Origin of the sequence: Brenneria sp. L3-3C-1 (genome assembly GCF_016456245.1) — a bacterium.
Classification (GTDB): Bacteria; Pseudomonadota; Gammaproteobacteria; order Enterobacterales; family Enterobacteriaceae; genus Brenneria.
This window is the reverse complement of record NZ_JAEMHF010000001.1, coordinates 1050638-1071178: the sequence shown is the minus strand read 5'-3', so window position 1 is coordinate 1071178 and position 20541 is coordinate 1050638. Positions and strand designations below refer to the sequence as shown.

General features: G+C 48.9%; 20 protein-coding genes and 2 tRNA genes. 4 read left to right on the top strand and 18 right to left on the bottom strand.

Annotation, left to right across the window (positions count from 1 at the left end; genetic code table 11):
* The first annotated feature begins 19 nt into the window (after window positions 1-19).
* Complete coding sequence (locus JG725_RS04795) at window positions 20-1189, top strand: MFS transporter (RefSeq protein ID WP_199376871.1); 1170 nt, start codon at window positions 20-22, stop codon at window positions 1187-1189.
* Window positions 1190-1235: 46 nt separating this feature from the next.
* Here JG725_RS04795 and JG725_RS04790 read toward each other — a convergent pair whose 3' ends face one another.
* From JG725_RS04790 to JG725_RS04765, 6 genes are all read right to left on the bottom strand, one after another.
* Entirely contained in the window at window positions 1236-2645 is a 1410-nt protein-coding gene (locus JG725_RS04790) for an EmmdR/YeeO family multidrug/toxin efflux MATE transporter (protein ID WP_199376869.1), read from the bottom strand.
* Between the two features lie 439 nt (window positions 2646-3084).
* Window positions 3085-3396 (bottom strand): hypothetical protein, encoded by a 312-nt coding sequence (locus JG725_RS04785; RefSeq protein WP_199376867.1) that lies wholly within the window; start codon window positions 3394-3396, stop codon window positions 3085-3087.
* 276 nt (window positions 3397-3672) lie between these two features.
* Window positions 3673-4032 (bottom strand): hypothetical protein, encoded by a 360-nt coding sequence (locus JG725_RS04780; RefSeq protein ID WP_199376865.1) that lies wholly within the window; start codon window positions 4030-4032, stop codon window positions 3673-3675.
* A 57-nt stretch (window positions 4033-4089) separates the two neighbouring features.
* Entirely contained in the window at window positions 4090-4329 is a 240-nt protein-coding gene (locus JG725_RS04775; protein WP_095699160.1) for a type II toxin-antitoxin system RelB/DinJ family antitoxin, read from the bottom strand.
* A gap of 46 nt (window positions 4330-4375) precedes the next feature.
* Window positions 4376-4660: a type II toxin-antitoxin system RelE/ParE family toxin gene (locus tag JG725_RS04770; RefSeq protein WP_199376863.1), complete on the bottom strand. Its 285-nt coding sequence runs from the start codon at window positions 4658-4660 to the stop codon at window positions 4376-4378.
* Window positions 4650-4895 carry a CopG family ribbon-helix-helix protein gene (locus JG725_RS04765; protein ID WP_199376861.1) on the bottom strand — a complete coding sequence of 82 codons (246 nt, stop codon included), beginning with the start codon at window positions 4893-4895 and terminating at the stop codon, window positions 4650-4652. The genes JG725_RS04770 and JG725_RS04765 overlap by 11 nt, the downstream gene beginning before the upstream one ends.
* Before the next feature lie 526 nt (window positions 4896-5421).
* Between JG725_RS04765 and JG725_RS04760 the strand changes: the two genes are divergently transcribed.
* Window positions 5422-6072 (top strand): hypothetical protein, encoded by a 651-nt coding sequence (locus JG725_RS04760; RefSeq protein WP_199376859.1) that lies wholly within the window; start codon window positions 5422-5424, stop codon window positions 6070-6072.
* A 486-nt stretch (window positions 6073-6558) separates the two neighbouring features.
* Here the strand turns inward: JG725_RS04760 and JG725_RS04755 are convergent, their stop codons facing one another.
* The 8 genes from JG725_RS04755 to JG725_RS04715 form a co-directional block, all read right to left on the bottom strand.
* Window positions 6559-9165 (bottom strand): TOPRIM and DUF927 domain-containing protein, encoded by a 2607-nt coding sequence (locus JG725_RS04755; protein WP_199376857.1) that lies wholly within the window; start codon window positions 9163-9165, stop codon window positions 6559-6561.
* Between the two features lie 156 nt (window positions 9166-9321).
* Window positions 9322-9519 (bottom strand): host cell division inhibitor Icd-like protein, encoded by a 198-nt coding sequence (locus JG725_RS04750; protein WP_199377216.1) that lies wholly within the window; start codon window positions 9517-9519, stop codon window positions 9322-9324.
* A 475-nt stretch (window positions 9520-9994) separates the two neighbouring features.
* Window positions 9995-10210: an AlpA family transcriptional regulator gene (locus JG725_RS04740; protein WP_199376855.1), complete on the bottom strand. Its 216-nt coding sequence runs from the start codon at window positions 10208-10210 to the stop codon at window positions 9995-9997.
* 105 nt (window positions 10211-10315) lie between these two features.
* A complete protein-coding gene (locus JG725_RS04735; RefSeq protein WP_199376853.1) occupies window positions 10316-11200 on the bottom strand; it encodes a hypothetical protein in 885 nt (294 codons plus the stop codon).
* Between the two features lie 154 nt (window positions 11201-11354).
* Window positions 11355-12605, bottom strand: coding sequence for an integrase domain-containing protein (locus JG725_RS04730; RefSeq protein WP_199376851.1), 1251 nt, complete (start codon window positions 12603-12605; stop codon window positions 11355-11357).
* A 186-nt stretch (window positions 12606-12791) separates the two neighbouring features.
* Window positions 12792-12868: transfer RNA gene (locus JG725_RS04725), tRNA-Pro, on the bottom strand.
* Window positions 12869-12946: 78 nt separating this feature from the next.
* Window positions 12947-14698, bottom strand: coding sequence for an LPS biosynthesis-modulating metalloenzyme YejM (gene yejM / locus JG725_RS04720; RefSeq protein WP_199376849.1), 1752 nt, complete (start codon window positions 14696-14698; stop codon window positions 12947-12949).
* Between the two features lie 14 nt (window positions 14699-14712).
* Window positions 14713-14943, bottom strand: a complete 231-nt coding sequence (locus tag JG725_RS04715; protein ID WP_172289174.1) for a YejL family protein — start codon at window positions 14941-14943, stop codon at window positions 14713-14715.
* A 177-nt stretch (window positions 14944-15120) separates the two neighbouring features.
* On the opposite strand from JG725_RS04715, the gene yejK reads away from it, so the two are divergent.
* Window positions 15121-16131, top strand: a complete 1011-nt coding sequence (gene yejK / locus JG725_RS04710) for a nucleoid-associated protein YejK (RefSeq protein WP_172289175.1) — start codon at window positions 15121-15123, stop codon at window positions 16129-16131.
* A gap of 104 nt (window positions 16132-16235) precedes the next feature.
* Here yejK and JG725_RS04705 read toward each other — a convergent pair.
* Together JG725_RS04705 and JG725_RS04700 are read right to left on the bottom strand one after the other, a co-directional pair.
* Window positions 16236-16325 (bottom strand) — tRNA-Ser (locus JG725_RS04705).
* Window positions 16326-16543: 218 nt separating this feature from the next.
* Window positions 16544-17182: an RpiB/LacA/LacB family sugar-phosphate isomerase gene (locus tag JG725_RS04700; protein WP_172289176.1), complete on the bottom strand. Its 639-nt coding sequence runs from the start codon at window positions 17180-17182 to the stop codon at window positions 16544-16546.
* Between the two features lie 251 nt (window positions 17183-17433).
* Between JG725_RS04700 and JG725_RS04695 the strand changes: the two genes are divergently transcribed.
* Window positions 17434-18087 carry a tellurite resistance TerB family protein gene (locus JG725_RS04695; protein WP_172289177.1) on the top strand — a complete coding sequence of 218 codons (654 nt, stop codon included), beginning with the start codon at window positions 17434-17436 and terminating at the stop codon, window positions 18085-18087.
* 78 nt (window positions 18088-18165) lie between these two features.
* Here the strand turns inward: JG725_RS04695 and fabA are convergent, their stop codons facing one another.
* Together fabA and JG725_RS04685 are read right to left on the bottom strand one after the other, a co-directional pair.
* Complete coding sequence (gene fabA / locus JG725_RS04690) at window positions 18166-18684, bottom strand: bifunctional 3-hydroxydecanoyl-ACP dehydratase/trans-2-decenoyl-ACP isomerase (protein WP_172289178.1); 519 nt, start codon at window positions 18682-18684, stop codon at window positions 18166-18168.
* 91 nt (window positions 18685-18775) lie between these two features.
* Window positions 18776-20503: a Lon protease family protein gene (locus tag JG725_RS04685; RefSeq protein ID WP_172289179.1), complete on the bottom strand. Its 1728-nt coding sequence runs from the start codon at window positions 20501-20503 to the stop codon at window positions 18776-18778.
* Window positions 20504-20541: the final 38 nt, after the last annotated feature.

Below are 20541 nucleotides of genomic sequence, written 5' to 3'. Positions count from 1 at the left end.
CAAGTTCTGAGGTTTTTATATGGTTGCGGCATCAACGGCCAGAGTCCGCTTATTTATCTTTATTACGGTCATTTTGCTGGGACTGAATCTGCGACCGGTATTGGCGGGAATAGGGCCATTGCTGGCGCAGATCCAGAGCGCCACGGGGCTAAGCGACACTATGGCGGGGTTGCTCACTACATTACCGGTTTTTGCTATGGGGTGGTGTGCGTTGTATGGCGGTCAGCTACAGTCTCGTCTTGGCGAATACCGTGGGATCATGCTGGGAATTGTGGTTATTGCCATTGCGTGCGGCGCGCGCTGGTGGATCAATAGCGGTGCCGGGTTATTGCTGACCGCGGCATTGGCCGGGGTAGGGATTGCCCTGATCCAGGCGCTGGTGCCGTCGTTTATTAAGCGCCATTTCAATCGGCGCAGCAGTTTGCTGATGGGGCTTTATACCACGGCGATTATGGGCGGAGCCGCCATCGCCGCCTCTTCCGTTTCCCCGTTGGCCAATGCATTCGGCTGGAAAAGCGCGTTGGCGTGCTGGGGGCTGTTGGCGGTCGTAGCTACGCTTGCCTGGATGAGCATCCCCAACGCCTATGCGGCGAAAAATGAGGGGAACCTGCCATCAATTTCGCACAGGACGTCAATGGATTGGTTATTGATGGCGTTTTTCGGTATCGGCACCGGGGCGTATACGTTAGTGCTGGCGTGGCTACCGCCTTACTACATCCAGTTAGGCTGGAATGCGACGCAAAGCGGTTTGATGCTGGGCGGCCTGACGTTGACGGAAGTGACTTCGGGATTACTGGTATCGGCTTTCATCAACTATTTCCCTGACCGTCGCAAATTGCTCTTGCCGATATTGGTGATCTTACTCGCCGGCATGGTCGGTTTGATTATCGCGCCGCTGACAATGACTTATCCTATCATCATTATGTTGGGTATCGGGATCGGAGCTTTATTCCCCTTATCGCTGATTGTCGCACTTGATCAGGTGACCGATTCCCATAAAACCGGAGCGTTGATGGGCTTTGTTCAAGGAGGCGGATATATTCTTGCCAGCCTGATGCCGTTACTCGCCGGATTTATCCGTCAACATACGGCGGGCTTACAGCAAGCGTGGATGATAATGACGGTGGGCGTGGTGGTGTTAATTATCATGGCAACCCGGTTTGCACCGCAAAAACGGCAATCTGTTTGAGTAAAATTAATGCGGGTTTATGGCGTGACGAGCGGGGATAACCCGCTCATCGTTGTGGCGTGTCCTGAGTTCGGTAACGCCACAGCCATCGCCCGCTTTCCATACGGCGGTAGTAAAAAAAGCCGCGCACAATCCAGTCGAAAAACATCCCCATCCAGACGCCGATTACCCCGAATCCGAGCATGACGCCAAGGATATAGCCGGCAATAACACGGCATCCCCACATACCGGCCATGGCGACCCACATGGTATAATTAGCATCTTTTGCGCCCTTCAATCCCGCTGGAAGCACCCATGATGCGGCCCAGATGGGCATAAACAACGCATTGAGCCAAATGAGGTGCTTCACCACCTCAATAACTTCAGGCTCATCAGTGTAAAAGGAGGCCAGAAATCCTGCGCTGGGGATGGAAAGCACCGCTAGAAAGCACAATCCGATGTTTGAAAGCCAGAAGATGTAATTCAGTTGCCGGATGGATTGCATGATTTGCCCTTTCCCCAACCGCGTACCGACAATAATGGTGGCGGCCGAACCAAGCGAGTTGCCCGGCAGATTAATCAACGCCACAATCGAAAAGGCAATGAAATTCCCGGCAATGACTTCGGTGCCCATGCCTGCCACAAAACGTTGGGTGATCAGTTTGCCGACGTTGAACATCACGGACTCGATGCTGGCGGGCACGCCAATACTGAGCACCTCATATAAAATAGCGACGGTAAAAGGCGCAAAGTAGGATTTAAACGGTATCCTGAGTGCGCCATTAAAGCCGTGCATCAGCGTCAGGATAACAAACAGCGCGCCAATATAACGGGAAATGGTTATCCCGATGCCGGCGCCGATAAAACCAAAGCCATCCCAGGAAAAAACGCCGTAAATCAATACGCTGCTGATAGCGATATTGAGGATATTCATTCCGATATTAATGACCATCGGCAGTTTGGTATTACCTGCGCCACGCAGCGCGCCGCACCCGACCAGGGTGACCGCCAGCGCCGGATAACCCCATACTGTCCATCGCAAGAAGGTCAACGCCAGACTTTTAACATAGTCATCTGCCTGTGCGGCAATCAGATCAATAATCGTAGGGCCGACAAACTCGACGAGCACCACCAGCAGCAATGACACCAAAACGAGTAGTGATATTGATTGGCGAGAGGCGGAACGGGCTTGTTTACGGTTTCGCTGGCCTAAACTGAAGGCGACAACAACGGCCGTACCCAGCGCAACCGCCGTAAAGAAAGCAATAATCAGCATGTTGAAGCTATCTGCCAGACCGACGGCGGCCATCGCTTCTTTGCCTAACCAACTTACCAGGAAGGTACTGAATACCCCCATCAGGACAACGCACAAGCCCTCAATAAAGATGGGAAATGCAAGGGGTGAGATTTCTCGCCAGAATAGGACTCGGTTTGAGTATCGTTTCTTATACCAGTCGGTATCTTTTAGTTTTTTCATGAAACGGTCGTGGTTGTATCCCAAATTTTCCCCGCTGAGATTTAATAACGGCAGCCTTATTCGCCAGCCGTTCAGCAAATGGTGTCATTTATGCAATGGGTTATCTATGCAACAAGCGGGCAACCAACGGGTAGCCCAAAATCTACAGCGGCGTAGTGCGATGCCCGACGGTCGAATCCATGAACAGTGCTCCGTAGGTGATAAAATACGGATGATTTTGTCGGTTACAACGCCATCGTTTTTTTGAAAAGTTCGATACTCGATCAACAGAGTAGCAGTAGCCGGATCGTTGCTCCAGTTGAGAATTGATGACGGTGATAAAATCGTGCATCTGACCAAAATTTTTGAACTGATGGTTTATCTTATCGGCTAAAGCAAAATCACCCGCATCTTGACCAGCGCCATACGGACGCCGCGTTAGCGGCGCACATCACGTTGATTAAAGAGGATGAACAACCTGAACTTCATGCTGAAAAACATAGGGATCGGACAACAGGCAAAACTTGTCATCATCGGGGTAGGTAACGGCGATATGATAATCTTCACCTGCGAAAGCCTTAACCGCTTCAATATCCGCCCAATATGTGGCAAGAAAGAAATGCTCCCAACTTCCTTGGGCGACTCTTTTTACAAAAGCGCCCTGATTGCCCTTGATGCCTTGAGAATGCTTGACACCCGTTAATTCAAGGTGGATGGCGAAACCCTCTGCGTACTCCCGCGGTACACAACCATGCCATGTTCTTACGATCATTGTTCGCTCCAGTTGAAGTTGAATTAATAACTTAACAGCACAGGCGATGATACGAGGGAAATTTAATTTTTGTTATTTATGTATATGTTAACTCTAACTTGTTGATGCCTATATGCATGCCACGAGAGAAGTTGAATTTATGGGTTAACTATTTGTTTATATTATCTTTATTGTGGAGTTGTTTTTTATCATATAACCAAACGTATAACTAAAACGAAAAGTCATCATGAGAAATAGCCTGTCATGACAGTAGAGTTTCGTTTGATACGCTGATTTTTAGCGCTGGATGCGTTGTAAATTTAATTTTGCTTTACGACGCTCCAATACCATCATTTTTCGTGTGTGCTGCCATAAAATCCCATCTAGCAACATAAATTCACGCCACTCGGCTGTACCCAAAGAAAGCGATCTATGCATCAACTCGCCGACACGTCCGGCCAGGAGCAGGTTTCTTACTCGTAGCAATTGTAACTGCGTGAATCGCCCAGTATCACCCTCCAAAGGAAAGAATGCCTGGCGGCTGCGTTCCCCATGTTTCACTGCATTGGTGTTACCAATGGGAGCGCCTGCACCGGCACGTTTCCCGCCCCAACCGGACGATCTTGATTGTTGGTTGTGTTTTTTGTCGTCTTTCATGGCTGCGTGGCGGTTAGTTGATGGATGTACGTTCGTTAAAATCCAAAAAGTAAAACACTAAAGATCATCCAGCGTCATGCGTACTGGTTTGGGGTTGCGAAGACGTTCACGGACAACTTCAACTAATTCTACGTCTTCATCATTGAGTAACTTTTGTTTAAATGGGAGTCTTTCATTTTCAGCAACGTATTCCAACGTAAGGCGCAATGCCTCAGAAGGCGTAATACCCAGTTTCTTCAGTGCTGCATAAGAGCGCCTTTTAAGATCGTCATCGATACGGAAAGTAACATTACCCATCATATTCACCGGTGTACTTAGGTTTACTTTTGTGAAGGTTCGTTGTTCACCATTTTGCGGGTAAACGTCTGTGTGTATGAAAGATGAGCAGAATTTGGAGCATATTACCTTTCACGCGGTAGGGGATGATGTAGGGATAGTGCGTTAACACCAGTTCACGCGTTCCAGGTACACGGCCAGGTCTTCCCATTGCTGGCTGTTGCGGTAGTAGTTCCGTTAACCTTTGGACTTCATCTACAAACTTGCTGGCAGCTTGTTGATCATCTTGCGCTATATAGAGGTACTCGGCTTCCAAATTGGCCGCGGCTTTACGCAGCCATTTAATTTCCATTTCTTGCCGTACCTAACTTTTTAAACAGGTCGTTCATCTCATCTGATGAGACAAAATCACCCGCATCGGCTTCTTTGATGGCTTGCTCGATCTCTGCTATTTGCCAGGCTTCCCGCGCAAGATAGTCTTCAATGGCTTGTCCAGCCAGAAAAGAGCGGGTACGTCCCGTGGCTTTAGCCAGCGCATCAAGTTGCGCGGTTGTTTCATCATTTAAGCGAACGGACATGACGCCCATACTGCCACCTCACTACATTGTGTGTTTTGTATACATTGTAGTTACTAGGGAGATAGGAGGCAAGCGGCTACTTAATGGTATTTGGGATGTCATTCTCTGGGATGGTGGGGATTAGTTGCTGAGTGTTTGTGACATGACGCTGTGTTTATAAATTTATAAGTGAAGAGGTCAACTACTAAACATTTTCACTTTATAAATTCTTTCTTTTTGAAAACATGAATATTTGTTCGAAATTTCTCTTCGTGTAACTGTATAACAGGTATTATACCCAAGTTTAGTATTATAAAATAATTTCCAATGGTGATTATTTAAAATGAAATTTTTAATTATTGATGTCAATTGAGAGATGATTTGGTTGTAATTGCACGAGCGGTAATGTAAAAAGATGTTTAATATATGCTAGCATTGTACCTTAATGGTAAGGGTGAATGGAAAACTTAAGATTTTTCTCGAAAAAACTATGATTTTTATTTTAATATACAATAACCCATGCTTTAATATTTATTAATTGTAAGGAGTTTCTCATATGAAATCAAGATCGTTACTTACCACTCCAGATTTAATCGCTAGTAATTATACTGTCACAAGCATAGGTGGAGGACGGTTTCATCATAGTTTTACACCATTAACAACGACGACTGTATATGAGTTTGAGGCTAATTCCGGAAGTTATATCGTCGAGGGGGAAAGATATAATATAGGTTATGAAATAATTGATGGTAAAAATATCGTTGATAAAGATTGCATATCCAAAACTTCTGTAATTAATAAATACCTAAGCTACTCAGTAGCTCAGCATGAAGCTCTAAATAAACATGATGCAAACAAATACAATAATGATAGTCGAGTTATTCATACCTCTGAAAGTGGTTATTATTGGGGAAAGAAATATGCTTGGCGTGAGTTCGGAATGTGTTTGCCTAAAGATGTTTTTCATGACTATTTAGCCTATATAAAGCATCCGACGGTTGTCTGTAAAACAGTAACTCCAGGATACCCTACCGGTGAGGACTCTATTGCATATTTAGAAATGGGCTTAGAAAAAGCAATAGAAAAACTTATCGACACAGCTGTTATGATTAACAATGGCCCGTATTTTCGTTCACCGCTTTACACTCCTACGCCTAAGAAAAAATTCTCAATTAAAGGGATTAATGCAATTACAGATAAGAAATAGATGCATGCGTGTTTTTGCGAGGTTTTTTTGCCTCGCTCTATTTTTTTTCACTATATTTATCCGTGTCTTAGGTTTTCTTCATGTGGTATCTAAGCTCCAATTGCCATTTTTTACTCCGCTCAGTGTCGTTTTGCGCACTTTTTTGCTGGCAATAGTTTAACCCATCATGATTTTTGTGTGCGCAAATTCTTATAGATCAGCAAAAGTGGGTCGGTTCGGTAGGTTCGGTCGGTTCACGTAGTCAACTGATTGATAGATAGAGTAATTATTTTCAGAATTGAACCGACCTATGGGTAGGTTCACGCGGTGTGAAAGTCGGTTCATTAGGCCAGCCAGAAAAGGGACGCTTGGTTAGGTCGGTTCAAAATGGCTAAAGTCGGTTCAGGGTCGGTTCACTATTCAAGTGAAAACACCTATAAATCAATGCATTAAAATAATGAACCGACTGAACCTACCGAACCGACCTTATTTTACCTTACGCGTGATTTACTCTTCCTCGTCGTCGAGTGTCATGAGCACCACAAAGCGCGGCTGCTTGCCATCAATGCGTAGTGATTTACGTGTGATGCCTTTGGCGGGTTTATCCAGTATTCCAGCATCGGCTAACACCTGCGCAAACGCAGCGGCATTGGCACCAGCGGCAATCTCGTTATTGAATACGGCGGGGAAGGTGTGAAACACCAGCGTATCGTCTCCTGGTTTTTTCACCCGATAGCCTGCCAGATCCTTGATGGGTAAATCGCGTGGATCAGGGTTGGGGTGCGGTAAATAACGGCTGTAGCCAAACTGGTGCAGAAAGGCGTCGGCCTGTTCTACCCAGGCTTTGGCTTCACGGTTGCCTATGCCAAATTCATTTACCCAGGCATAGAAGCTGTGTTGTAACGCATCGTGGCATTCCTGCGCCGTCCAGCCGGTAAAAGAGGCAGAAAGTAATAAAGCGGCTTCCAGTACCGCAAAACGCGACGCTACACGCCGTACTTGTTCGCTGGCGTCAGCGGGTAACAGTGACAACCAGCGCCGCTCTGTTTCGCGGTAGGTTGCCAGCGCGTTTTCTTTTTTGCTGGCAAGGTGGGCGATCCACGCTCGACCAACCGCACCATAATGGGCGTTGCTGGCATCCCGGATCGCGTCGGCATGGGCTTTTCCATCCTGATAGCCGTGAAATACCATCGCTTTGGTGATCGGGACATTCAGCAGGCGCACCAGTTGTCCGGCATTCACCCGTCCACCGTCAGCGCGGATATAGCTTTCCAGATCGATCTCACCGGTGCTGAACGCCATTGCCCGCCAGCGTTTTAGCTCTCGGTTGCCGCCTTCTCTGGCTCCCTGAATTTTACCCACGCCGTTAAATAGCGCGTAGGCGGCATCGGCCACAGCTTTGCGATTGCTGCCTTGCCCGATTTCATCTAACGGCATAAAACCGTCATTGTGGGCGGCGGCTTCGTTCACCAGCCCCAGCGCGGTGGAATACCACGTCAGTTTAAGCGCGTTAGGATCGCCATAGACGGAAGAGGCGATATTGCCGGTGGTGGTTTTGCCCGCAGATGAACCGCCAAACAGATGAACGCCGAATCCGTCTACGCTCACCAGCCCGATGAGCGGCGCGGCAAAGGCGCAGGCGATCCCCAACATCATGGAGGGATTACCTTGTGCCAGTGTCGCTACGTTTTCGCGCCAGCTTTGCGCCGTTCCGCTGGTGGCATAACCTTTAGCCGCACCCGATTTACCGTTGAACAAAACGGGAATTGTCGGTGTGCCGATAACTGAACCGTCCGGCATCAGGTAAGCGCCATACTGCCAGCCGGTGGCGCTAGCGATTGCCCAGCGGCAACCCGCATGACTACGACACAAGTGATCGGCCAGTATTGCCCGTAACCCGCCTTTGGCCGTGACTGCCAGCCCACCCGCACGTAATCGCGCCCAGCCTTCACGCTCGCCAATATCCCGCATAGGAATGGCTTCGGTTCGGGACTGGTTTTCGCCATTCGGCGTCCAACTTAGAACCAGATAACGCTCTGACTCATCCGATCCGATACCCGCTACCGTAATAGGATTAGACAGCCAGCTTTCACGCTCGATAATCTCGCCGCTGTCGTGATCCGTTTTCGGCTCTACCCAATACAGCCCGCCATGACGAATATCTGCGTAAGGTTTCAATGGGGAATCGGAAGACGGCAGCGGCTTTTGTCCAGGCTGATAAAGTGAGGCAGCAAAGGCAGATATCGATACCGCGGCGCCGTGTTGCTGGTAGTAATCATTCCAGTCGGCTTTTTCGGTTGTCGGGGGGAGCGTCACCCAGCCGTTTACCGCCAGTGCCGCTTTTTCAGCGGCGATTTTTCCGGTGTTGTTACCATCATTTTTACGGTCATTATCCGCAGCAAGGATGATTTTTGCGTCCGGCCAGGCAGCACGACAAGACCGCGCAACGTGAATCAGATTCCCGCTATCTAACGCGCTGATAGCAACACCATGCATCAGTAACGATGCCGTAACCGCCGTGGCGTAACCTTCGGCAATAATCACCGTGTTCGCGTGTTCAGGCAGGGCATTAACGGGAATGAATGCGCCTTTCTTGCGGCTTCCGGCAATCAGCTTTTTCTCGCCATTAGATTTGATAAGCTGTGCGCCGGTGGTACTGCCGTCTATGTTTTGCAGTACCAGCAGCAGGGAACCATCATCCAGCAGTAGTGAGGGGCGTTGCAGCCCCTTATTCAGCAGATAGTCAGATTGGCCTGATACCGCTTTCGCCACCAGCGCATTCAACCGTTCGGTAATCGGACGATTATCAGGTTTTTCACTGGCGGGAATAACTACCGGCAACGGAAGCGCCAGAATCTCGGCGACCTGTTCCGCTGCTTGCCTTGCACTACACTTATTCACCTTCATCACCAGATCCAGCCCGGTTCCTGCACCGCAGTGAGAACAAAAATAGGTGCCACGACCTTCTTTATCGTCAAAACGGTAGCGGGTATTCCCGCCACAGTTGGGGCATTCGCTTTCCTGCCGATTGGTCGGGATGCCTAACCGCTGCAAAACTCCCTCCCAATGGCCGTTGGCTTTTGTCCGCACGTCTTGAATGAACGTGTTGCTCATGCGGCCTCGCCCTCCTGCGCACGGTGGAGCGCATCAAGCCGTTCGGCAAGAATGAACATCAGGATCTCTTTTGCCTGCGGCTCCCTTAACTCCACGATGGCATAAGCCAGCGCACGGCATTGATCGATCAGTTCTTCCAGTTCCAGCGGCGTGTTATCAAACATGGCGCACCTCCTGAACGGGAAGGCGGCCAGCAAAGAACAGAATAAAATCAGGCTCAAAATGCTGACGAGCGGATTGCTCATTTGGGGCAATAATGGCTTTACGGTGCGGTTTTTCGTGCGGCGCTGTGCGGTAGACCGCCAGAAAGAGAAAGGTGAAATTAGGGTGAACCGGAGTAGGGGTAGCAACCATCGCGGCGGCCTCTTGTACGGGTTTGAAAACCCCACCACACCGCTGCTAAACGGGGTGGTGAGACGTAACAGGGTTAGCAGACCGGCGTACAAGAAACCGGCGAGCCCGAAGGCTCCCCCATTACGCCCCACCATAATTCGGGCATAACATGGTTTACGGACGTAAAAAAACCGCATGAAGCTAAAGCGGTCGTCCGCTTGTACATTCAGGCTGCTAAACCTGGTCGCCGATTTTGCGGCAACGGTGAAACGATAAGCCAGATGCCCCGCCAGCGTCAATACGTTTTGTATTGGTTTTGCAAAGCGTTGCGCATTTTTCAGAGTAATAAAAACAGACGTGTTTTTGTGTATAAAAAGGGGCGTTCCCCGATGTTGGGCGTAACAACGCCCGTTCCAGCCAGCGCAAGATTTTTTGATCATCATATTTTTTGATTCCGACATGCCGCTATCGCGGCAATAAAAAAGAAGGTTTTGACTTATACGTTTTCGGTTTGCTGGTCACGTTCGGCAACGCGCTGATTCAGCCAGGCATTAACTTCATCCTCAAACCAGCCTACCCGACGCAGACCAACCCGAAATCCTTTCGGGAATTCGCCGGCATTGATCATTTCCTGAAAACTGCTGTCAGAATTGACGCGCAGAATGGCTTTCACTTCTTTCTTTAACAGGATTTTTCTATCTAACAGGCTCATAGCGATATACCTCATCAATGACCGGTCGTATCCGGTCGATGAGGCTATTCAATAACAGAGTGAGGGAAATGGCATCGCAACGAAAAATCGATTTTCGCTGCGAATTTAACAATTTGATTTATAAGCTTTATTGGCTTCTGAAAAGTAGTTATCCAGTGTGCGATTTTTGATGTTTTCCGTATTCTCGACTATTTCCTGCTTCAGGCTATCTTGTGTCCATCTTTTTGATTTAGTCGATGTGTTTTTTAGCGCATCAATCATCGCGCCAATAACGAAAAGGCTTTCATTCAGATCGAGGTCGGTATATTCATCCAACTGCTGTTTTTCAAATTGCTCAATGTTTACGCGCCGGAATACAAATTCGACATCACGTAATCCATCTGCGGGATAAAATGATGAGTGATAATTATCTGGCGTTATAAATTCTTTTCTTTTTTCATCAAATAATCTCAGCTTTCCTGAGTCGTCCATTTTGTATCCAATGGCTTTCTCAACGAAAGGTTCAACAACGTTGATATACCTTTCACCACAAATTAAAAATGGTCCTTCCAAATTAATAAAGGTTGCCGGTTCTCTTCTCTGATAAAGAGAGCAAATATGCAAAATATCCAATGCTTCAGCACCAATCATTGGTAAATCATAGATTCCTGTTTCGAGGCGGAAAATTTCTCCATGTCGAGACATTTGCATAGGAATATCATTTGATACCGCTTCTATCGCATCATCCAGCACTTGAGGATTATCTGCAAACATCCCACTTTGTAATAAGTGATCGTGGAAGCCCGCTAAAAGCTCCTGATTAAAATCGCGCTTTGGTTCAGCCAATATGCCATAACGACCTTTTTCTATCAGGGTTGAAATGACGATGTGACCATCAAGCGCAAGTTGCAGACAGTCAGCAATGGAGACTTCTTCTTGAAAAGATGTCGTTAGCCTGCGTGCAGTTTCTTCTAAGGTTAACCACTCTTTTAACTTAAATAGCTTTTTCATGACTCTCCCTCATAAAGAACCCCATGCCTGCTAATAGGGAAAAGGTCACTCGAATATTATCTCAGGCGTAGGTTTCTTTCGGTTTGTACCGGATAACGACATTTTAGGAGGGCAGTTAACAGGAATCAATAATTATCTGTATATAAACACAGTACTAATCATTAACGGCGCGTAAGCCTCTAGCACCTTCCGACGCCATGATTTTTCCCGTTGCGGCTCTTTCCACAAATTCGCCCCACCAGCACATCAATACCTTGCGCTGTTCCAGATAGGTGGAGCGGTTATAGGCGCGGCGCACTTCGTTGGTGTCTACATGGGCTAGGGCGGCTTCGATCACGTCTGGCGAGAAGCCTTCTTCATTGGCGGCGGTACTGAATATGGCGCGTAGGCCGTGGGATACCAGTACGCCTTTGTACCCCATACGGCGCAATGCGGCGTTAGCGGTTTGGCTGTTCATCGGCTGCTTGGGATCTTTACTGGATGGAAACAGGTATTCACGGTGTCCGCTGATGGGCTTCATGGCGTCCAGAATGGCTAACGCCTGCGGGGGCAGGGGAATAATGTGATCACGGCGCATCTTCATGCGGCCAGCGGGTATTGTCCAGGTTTTCTCTGTAAGGTTTATTTCGCTCCAGCGGGTTTCTGCGGCTTCGGCGGGGCGGGTAACAGTCAGTAGCTGCCATTCAATCAATAAACGGGTCTGTAACTCAATGCTGGCGACCGATAGCGTTTTCATCAAGCCAGGTAATGCCTCTGGCCGGATGGTCGGCATATGGGTTTTAACCGGTGTCTGAAACGCTTTGCGGATCTTGGCTGCGGGGTTAGCGGGAATCAGCCCGGAGTTAACCGCGTAATCCATTACCTCGTTAATTCGCTGGCTTACCCGTTTGACGGTTTCCAGTTTGCCGCTGGCCTGTATCGGCTCCAGCGCGGTGATGAATTGCCGGGCGGTAAGTTGGGTGATCGGTAGGCTTCCGATGAACGGGAACACGTATTTTTCCAGCGAACGCCAGATATCTTTAATGGTGTTCTCGGCCAGCGGTTGGGATTTTTTCACTTCGTACCAGTCGGCGGAAACTTTGGCGAACGTGTTCAGATTGATGGCTTGCTCTTGTTCGCGCTGCTGTTGCTGGTGGAATTGCGGATCAATACATTTTTCTAAGAGCGCTTTGGCAGCTTCCCGCATTTGCCTGGCGTCAGCCAAAGAGATTGCCGGATAGCTGTCAAATGTCAGCGTAGTGCGTTTTTTGGTTTGTGGATGGTAATAGCGAAAACGCCATGTCTTTGTGCCGGAAGGTTTGACGAACAATAGCAGCCCGCCACCATCATGCCGTGACAATTCTTTGTCTATTGCTTTAGCGGCTTTGACTTCCGTATTGGTGAGGGGCTTTGCCTGGATTGCCATGATCATGACCTTTGGGACTATGTTTTTAAGGGACTATAGCGGCATAGTCCCAAATGTAGTCCCAAACTTTCCGGCTGTAAACGGGGTATCCCGATAGATAACAGGCAACAAAAAACCCGCAAACTCAGTGAGAATGCGGGTTTTGTGGGGTTTCCGGTAGTAAAGGATACTAACCGGAGATGTATTTGGTCGGCACGAGAGGATTTGAACCTCCGACCCCCGACACCCCATGACGGTGCGCTACCAGGCTGCGCTACGTGCCGATGCTGTGGGTGCTTATACTACCGCTTATTACGTCGATTGCAAGAGCCAGGCAGAATGACTGCTTTAGTTTTAAGCAGTTAGTTCGCAATAAAGCGTCTTTCATTGGTTAGCACCTGTAAGAGCAGGGTAAGCTGGGGTTTTTCATCATTCAGCTTATGTCCTTCCCGATCGTAGGCGCGATAGCTGCCGTTGCTTTCCAGCATAATGATCTGCTCCGGCGTAGTGATCATTAAATCGCCGCCATTGCCATTCGCCAGCCAGTTATTACGCCGTTGGGCTGAAAACAGATCCTCACCCTGAGAATAATCGTCGGCGGCGTTTTTGACATGCAGTAAACGCTGCATCAAGGTGGTCATGACATCTTTGTTATCCGTCATTTTTGTAATCGTCTGCGCTGGCGTGCCCGGCCAGTGAACGATAAGCGGAATTTGCCATTGTGCGCGATGGAAAACCTGTGCCTTGTCACCATTGACGGGATTTTTTTGCATGGAAGTAATAATTATGACGGTATTATCCAGCACATTTTTTTCCTGTAATGTACTGAGAATGCGCTCGATTTGTTGATCGACATGTTGATTGTTGGCGCGATCGCGACGGGATTGTTCCGCTCTTGTTTCCCCATTTTGCGTAGCGCTGTTCAACTCAATATAAGAGAACCAGGGCGCGGTATTGCTATCGTGGTTCAGCCATTGTTGCCATTGAGCGGTAATCGCTTCGTCACTCTGTTCCTGTGGCGACGGGAGAGAAAAATCGGACAGCAACGCCTGGCGGTAAAGGGAATTATCAAAGCCGTTGGTAGAGAACAGCCCAAGCTGATAACCCTGCTGACTTAATGCGGTCATCAGGGCAGAGGGTTTACGGGCGCTCAGGATACCGTCCATATACGTCGTCGAGATCCCGTAGAAAAGATTGAATAACCCGGCGTTTGGCTGGGTGCCTGAATCGTAATGATCGCTGAAGCGGATATTCTGTTCAGCAAAACGGGTCAGGTTCGGCATGTCATTCTGCACGCTGTCGGACGGCGTGTCGGCGATGACAATCATTAGTAGGTTATATTTGCTGCCGCCGTCACGGAAGGTGATGTCGTTCAGCGGATATTCCACCGTCATCGCTTCAGGGTTTCCCTGCTGCGCCAGACGACGCTGATACTCTTGCGCATCAAGCAACCCATGTTTTTCCAGAAAACGGCGTGCCGTCATGGGGTAAGACAAGGGCAGGTTGGCGCGTTGCATCGTAATCGGACGATAGAAATTCGCATCCGCCCAGATATACATCAGATGCGAGGCTAAGAAAGCCGAAATAAAAACCGCGGCCAAAGGCTTGCCGAAACTGCGGCGGCCAAGGCTACGCAGCTTTTGCCAGCACCAGGTGCCAAACAGCATTTCCACCAGAAAAATAAGCGGAATGCCGATGAACATAAGTTGCCAGTCTCGCGCCAGCTCGCTTTGATCCGGGTTTATCACCAATTCCCAGACGGTGGTGTTGAGGTGCAGATGAAAGCGTGTGAAAACCTCAATATCCACCAGAAGCAGCGTAAGCCCTGCCGTCGCCAGCGCAGCGGAAAGAAAGCGCAGCAGGCGCTGAGACATCACAATGAATGTCAGCGGGAAAATGACCAACAGATAGGCGGCAAATCCAATGAAACTGAAATGCCCGAGCCAGCTCACCAACGCATAAAGGCGGCCAAACAGAGAAGATGGCCAGTCGACAACAAACAGATAGCGGCTACCCAGCCCCAGACTGAGCAAAATATTAAATAAGGCGAACCAGTGTCCCCAACTGATCATCTGGGAAACTTTTTCACGGTAGCGCTGACGGTTGGTTACCATAAGTTGGTCAAAAATTAGTGAGCTTTATCTGCTTTTTTAATTGAAGCCTGTAATGCTTCGGCGAAAGAGCGGGCCAAGACCTGACGCTGAGCCGGAGCGACACTGGTATTAATCAGGTTGGTCACCATATTACCCAGCACCATTAAAGCAAGATCGGTTGGAGCATGGTGCTTTTCCAGAACATTGACCAGCTCGGAGAGCAATTGTTCAACGTGTTCGTCACTGTAACGGGATGATTGTGGCATAAAATGGCGTTTCTCAAGCTGTTAAAGTCGCATATCTTACCGTATAGGCACATCCTTTTCCGCACTTTTATCATTTTACACCGCTTGCGTGTTTACGACAGATGAAGTACGGCTTTTTGGTTGCAGGCACACTGGTTCGGTGTTTGAATACGTTCCTTGCTAAAAGGAGAGTTTATCATGAGTCTGGATATCGGCCAGATTGCCCTGCATCAACTGATTAAACGTGACGAGCAAACGCTGGAACTGGTGTTGCGTGATTCACTGCTGTCGACCAATGCAACCGTAGAAGAAATGATGGCTGAGCTGCATCGCGTCTATAGCGCCAAAAATAAAGCGTATGGCTTGTTTAATGAGCAAAGCGAACTGGCGGATGCGCTCAGAGCCTGCCGTAAAGGCGACGAAGGCTTTCTGGAATTCACACGGGCAGCCACCGGGCGCTTGCGTGACGAACTGGCCAAATATCCGTTTGCCGAGGGCGGCATAGTCCTGTTTTGTCAGTATCGTTATCTGGCCGTTGAATATTTGTTGATTGCGGTTCTCAATAGCTGCAACAGCATGCGGGTCAATGAACAGCTTGATATCAGCAGTACGCATTATCTGGATATCAATCATGCGGACATCGTCGCACGGATTGATTTGACCGAGTGGGAAACCAATCCGGCGTCAACGCGTTATCTGACTTTTCTGAAAGGGCGGGTAGGACGTAAAGTCTCTGACTTTTTTATGGATTTCCTGGCGGCGGCTGAAGGGTTGGACGCCAAAGCGCAAAACCGCGGTCTGTTAAAAGCCGTGGATGAATACTGTGCTGATGCGCAACTGGATAAAAATGAGCGTCAGAACTACCGCCAGCAGGTTTACAGCTACTGTAATGAGCAGTTGCAATCGGGTGAGGAAATTGAGTTGGCGGCGCTGTCTCAGGATGTGCCCCCGTTGGGTGACAAAACCTTCCAGCAGTTTTCAACCGAGCAGGGGTATGAACTGGAAGAGAGCTTTCCAGCCGATCGCAGCACGTTGCGACAGTTGACAAAATTTGCCGGAAGCGGTGGCGGCATCAGTTTGAATTTCGATGCGTTATTGCTAGGGGAACGTATTTTCTGGGATCCGGCAACGGATACGTTAACCATAAAAGGGACGCCGCCAAATCTGCGCGATCAATTGCAGCGCCGGTTAACCGGAGGTAATCAGTAAATTAACGACAAAACGGCCTTCCTGCCGTTTTGTCGAACCCTGGCGTCCCATCAACATATAAAAGAAAACGCCCTTAGCTTTTGCTAAGGGCGTTTTCTTTTATATGGCGGTGAGGGAGGGATTCGAACCCTCGATACGTTTTCACGTATACACACTTTCCAGGCGTGCTCCTTCAGCCTCTCGGACACCTCACCGGGGGTTGCCGCATAGGTGGCAACGGGGCGCTACTATAGGCAGTCGCTCTACGTCGGTCAAGCAGTATTTGATGGTTTCGGCGTATCTGGTCAAGCATTGAACGCCGATGGGTTAAGGCGGCTTGGCATAAGAGAGATTTATGCTTTCTGTTGCCTAAAACATAAACTCAAAAAGAAAGAGCCACAGGCCAAAACGGCCTGTGGTCTTTTTATGGGCGTTAGGCCAGCAGGCTTTTAATGTAGCTGCTTAGTGCTTCATCTTTGCTGTTGGCAAAGAAGTATTCCTGGAATTTAGGGCCGCTGATGGCGCCTTTCAGCAGTTCCTGATCGATATCCTTCAGAATCGCGATCAGATCTTTGTAGGCAACCGCTTTAACGGCATCCAGAATCTTCTTGTTGCGCTGTTCTGGAATGACGCGATCGCGCGGATACCCTTGACCGCCTTCACATTCGAACAGTTTTTCGAAGATATATTGCAGGTTCAGTTCCGCTCCCCAGCCAAAACCTTTAGCGAAAGGAAGAGAGATAGCGTTACCGTCGTTGATCTGAGCAAACATATAACCATCAGAAGGATCAACTACCAGACCGCAGATCACGCCGGGAAAAGAATTACACGCCAACATCGCGCCAGCGCCAGTACCACAGCCAGTGACCACGTAATCGGCCGCACCCGAGTTTAGCAGAATGGCAGCCAGAATACCGTTCTGTACATAAGTCAACTGGGCGGTATCTTCAGCAGAATATTGGCCGTAGTTGAAAACAGTGTGGCCCATAGGCTCAACAACTTTAGTCAGGGTTGCGGCAATCAATTCGTTCTTGGCCGCCTGGCTGTTCTCATTAATCAGAGCAATTTTCATGTTCGTTCCTTTTTTGTGACGGGTAGCTTAATTTTTTAAAACCGCATTTCAATTTAATGGGTGCAGTATACCGGTTCAAAAATAAAGCGCAAACCGTCGAATCAAAGAATGCGGCATAACGCGTTAGAATGTGATAAAGAGCGCCGAATACTTTTCATTGATATACATAACCTGACAAAAAAAAGCCTCCCGGGTCTTACTATGATCAGGCAGCGTGAATGCCTGTAACGCTATTTTCTCGAGGTGTAAAAATGAACAACTGGTTACAACAGATTCAGGGCCTATTAAACTCTGGCAGTCCTAAACAAGGCAATCATCAAGGCGGCAGTAATGGCAATTTAGGCGATATGCTGAAACCTGCCGCGTTAGGGGGGCTTGCAGGTGTGTTGTTATCGAATAAATCAGCCAGAAAAATGATGGGATCGTTAGGTAAGAATGCGTTGATTATTGGCGGCAGCGCTGCCGCTGGTGTTGTGCTATGGAATCAGTATAAGAAGCGTGTACGGGATACTCATCAGGACGACCCGCAATTTGGTGTGCAGTCATCATCCGACAATATACGTGCGCGGCGTTTGATCCAGGCGCTGGTATTCGCCGCGAAGAGCGATGGTCATATTGATGCTTCAGAGAAACAGCGGATTGATGAAAATATCCAGCAGTTGCAGTTGGGACATGAGGCTCAACGCTGGGTGCAGGATGCTATCGAACAGCCTCTGGATCCGGAATTGCTAGCCAGGGATGTTAAGAATGAGGAAGAGGCTCTGGAAGTCTATTTCCTGAGCTGTGCGGTGATTGATGTCGACCATTTTATGGAGAAAAGCTATCTGGATGCATTGGCGACGTCGCTTAAAATCCCTCAGGATGTACGCCAGTCGATCGCAAACGAGATGAATAATCAGAAATAAGCCGGATAACGTTGGTCTGAGAACGGTTTTGGATTACCGCGGGCGAAAAACCAGACCGTTTTTCGCCCGCAGATTAAATCAGAAAGAACTTGTATCTTTAAATAAGCCCACTTTCAGCTCATGTGCGGTGTAGATTAAGTGTCCGTCTACCAAGACTTCGCCATCAGCAATCCCCATAACTAAACGACGATTAATGACGCGTTTGAAATGAATACGGTAGGTGACTTTTTTCGCCGTAGGTAAAACCTGTCCGGTGAATTTGACTTCACCTACGCCCAGCGCGCGTCCTTTTCCTTCGCCGCCCAGCCAGCCCAGATAGAAACCAACCAGTTGCCACATGGCATCCAGACCCAGGCAACCCGGCATCACGGGATCGCCGATAAAATGGCAACCAAAGAACCATAGGTCAGCGTTGATATCCAGCTCTGCTTCGACATAGCCTTTTCCATGATGGCCGCCGTCTTCCGTCATTTTTACGACTCGGTCCATCATCAGCATATTGGGCGCCGGTAACTGTGGTCCTTGCGGGCCAAACAGTTCACCACGGCTGGAGGCAAGAAGGTCTTCTTTTGTATAGGATTCGCGTTTATCTACCATGTTCTCTGTAAGCCTTGTTTTAGTGAAGCACGCAGGTTAGCGTACAGCTGTACGCTGAGCAAGTCCGTTACATCTGGTTAAACCAGTGCGATTAACGGAAAAACCAGGGAAAGCGTCGCCGTTCCTGCGGATTTAATTGTCCGATTCGTTCACGAATTGCCGCCAGCAAATTGGGCTGTTGCGCATCGTCGTAAGCCAGATTTGTCAGTAATGATATTGCTTCCGGCGCCGTTTCTACAGGGAAAAGATGGAATTGCCCGTCACGAACGGCGGCAATAACGTCTTCCTGAAGGCACAAGTGACGAAGATTGGCCGCTGGCAGTATCACCCCTTGTTGCCCGGTTAAGCCGCGGCGCTGACAAACTTCAAAGAAGCCTTCAATCTTCTCATTGACGCCACCGATAGGTTGCACATGACCGAATTGATCAACAGAACCCGTTACGGCAATCTGCTGGTTAATGGGTTGCAAGGCAAGGGCGCTGATCAAGGCGCTTAGTTCAGCCAGCGAGGCGCTGTCGCCGTCAACTTCGCCGTAAGATTGTTCGAACACAATAGAGGCCGAGAACGGCAGTTGTTGATCAAGCTCCAGCTCCGATATCAGGAACGCCTGCATAATCATCATGCCTTTGGCATGCAGATTGCCGCCAAGTTCGGCTTTGCGTTCGACATCGGTAAACTCGCCGTCGCCGGGGTGCACCACACAGCTGATTCGCGTTGGTTCGCCAAACATTATTGGGTAACCCGGATATTCCAATACGGACAGGCCGTTGACCTGCCCGATGACATAGCCGTCGGTTTCAATCAGTATTTGACCCAGTTCGATTTCATCCTGCATGCGTTCGCGAAGGTAGCCTTCGCGCCAGCGACGGGCCGTCACTGCGTCGATGAGCGTCTGAGCGCTGATTTCCTGATCTTGCGCGTAGAGCGCGGCATATTTTAGCTGGTGGGTCAGCCATAGCGGGCATAGCGGCAGGCAACCTTGATCTCCGCTATAGCGCACTGACAAATTAAAGAATTCAGGCCATGCATCGGCGGTCAGCAAGGGCAGAGCGTGTTCTAGACACAGCGAATTGACATAGGCGCACCAACGCGCCATGTCGTCGGTTTCAATAAGCTGCAACTGTGCTTCAAATTCACCATATATTGACAGCTCACCCAGCTCCGGCTCCATATCATGAATATCACCTAAACTTTCCCGATCGCCCAGGATGATTAAATGAATATCCATCGGCATGGGAGGAATAGCGACAGGCAGGGGTCGGCGTTCATCAGGGGAAAGCCAGCGATAAACCCCTTCCGTAATAATTTGCTTTAGACGTAACCACATCAGCGGCTGTGCCAGCAAGGCTCTGGCGGAAAGAATCAGCGTGCCGCCATTTACCTGATGGATTAATCCAGGATGAAGCGTAATTTCATCCTGAAAATAACGAACACATCCAAACAGTTGCTCCGGCTCTATCCACTCCTGACTGCAACAGGCGCGCTGCGACGCAAAATTATCAGTGGCGTGTGTTGCCGGCTGTACCTGAATATCGCGGCCTTCGATGATATATTTGCTGCCGTATAAGGTTTCGACGCCAGGCCTGATGGTATTCACGGCGCGTTCAATCAACGCTATGTATTCGCTATTCTCCTGTGCTTTCAGCAGCATAAAGCGTGAAGGCGCACGAGGATGGCAAAAAAGCGTCAAACTGTCAGCCAAACGCGGTTGAATAGCAGAAAATTCAGCTGGGGTAAGCTGTGCGGCCTGAGCGAATAAAGTTTGATAAGGCGTATGGTTGGGCAGTAAATGCTGCCATGCGAGTCGGTTACTGGTCAAAGTATCAAATGTAATCGTCTGAAGGAAAAACGTGATTA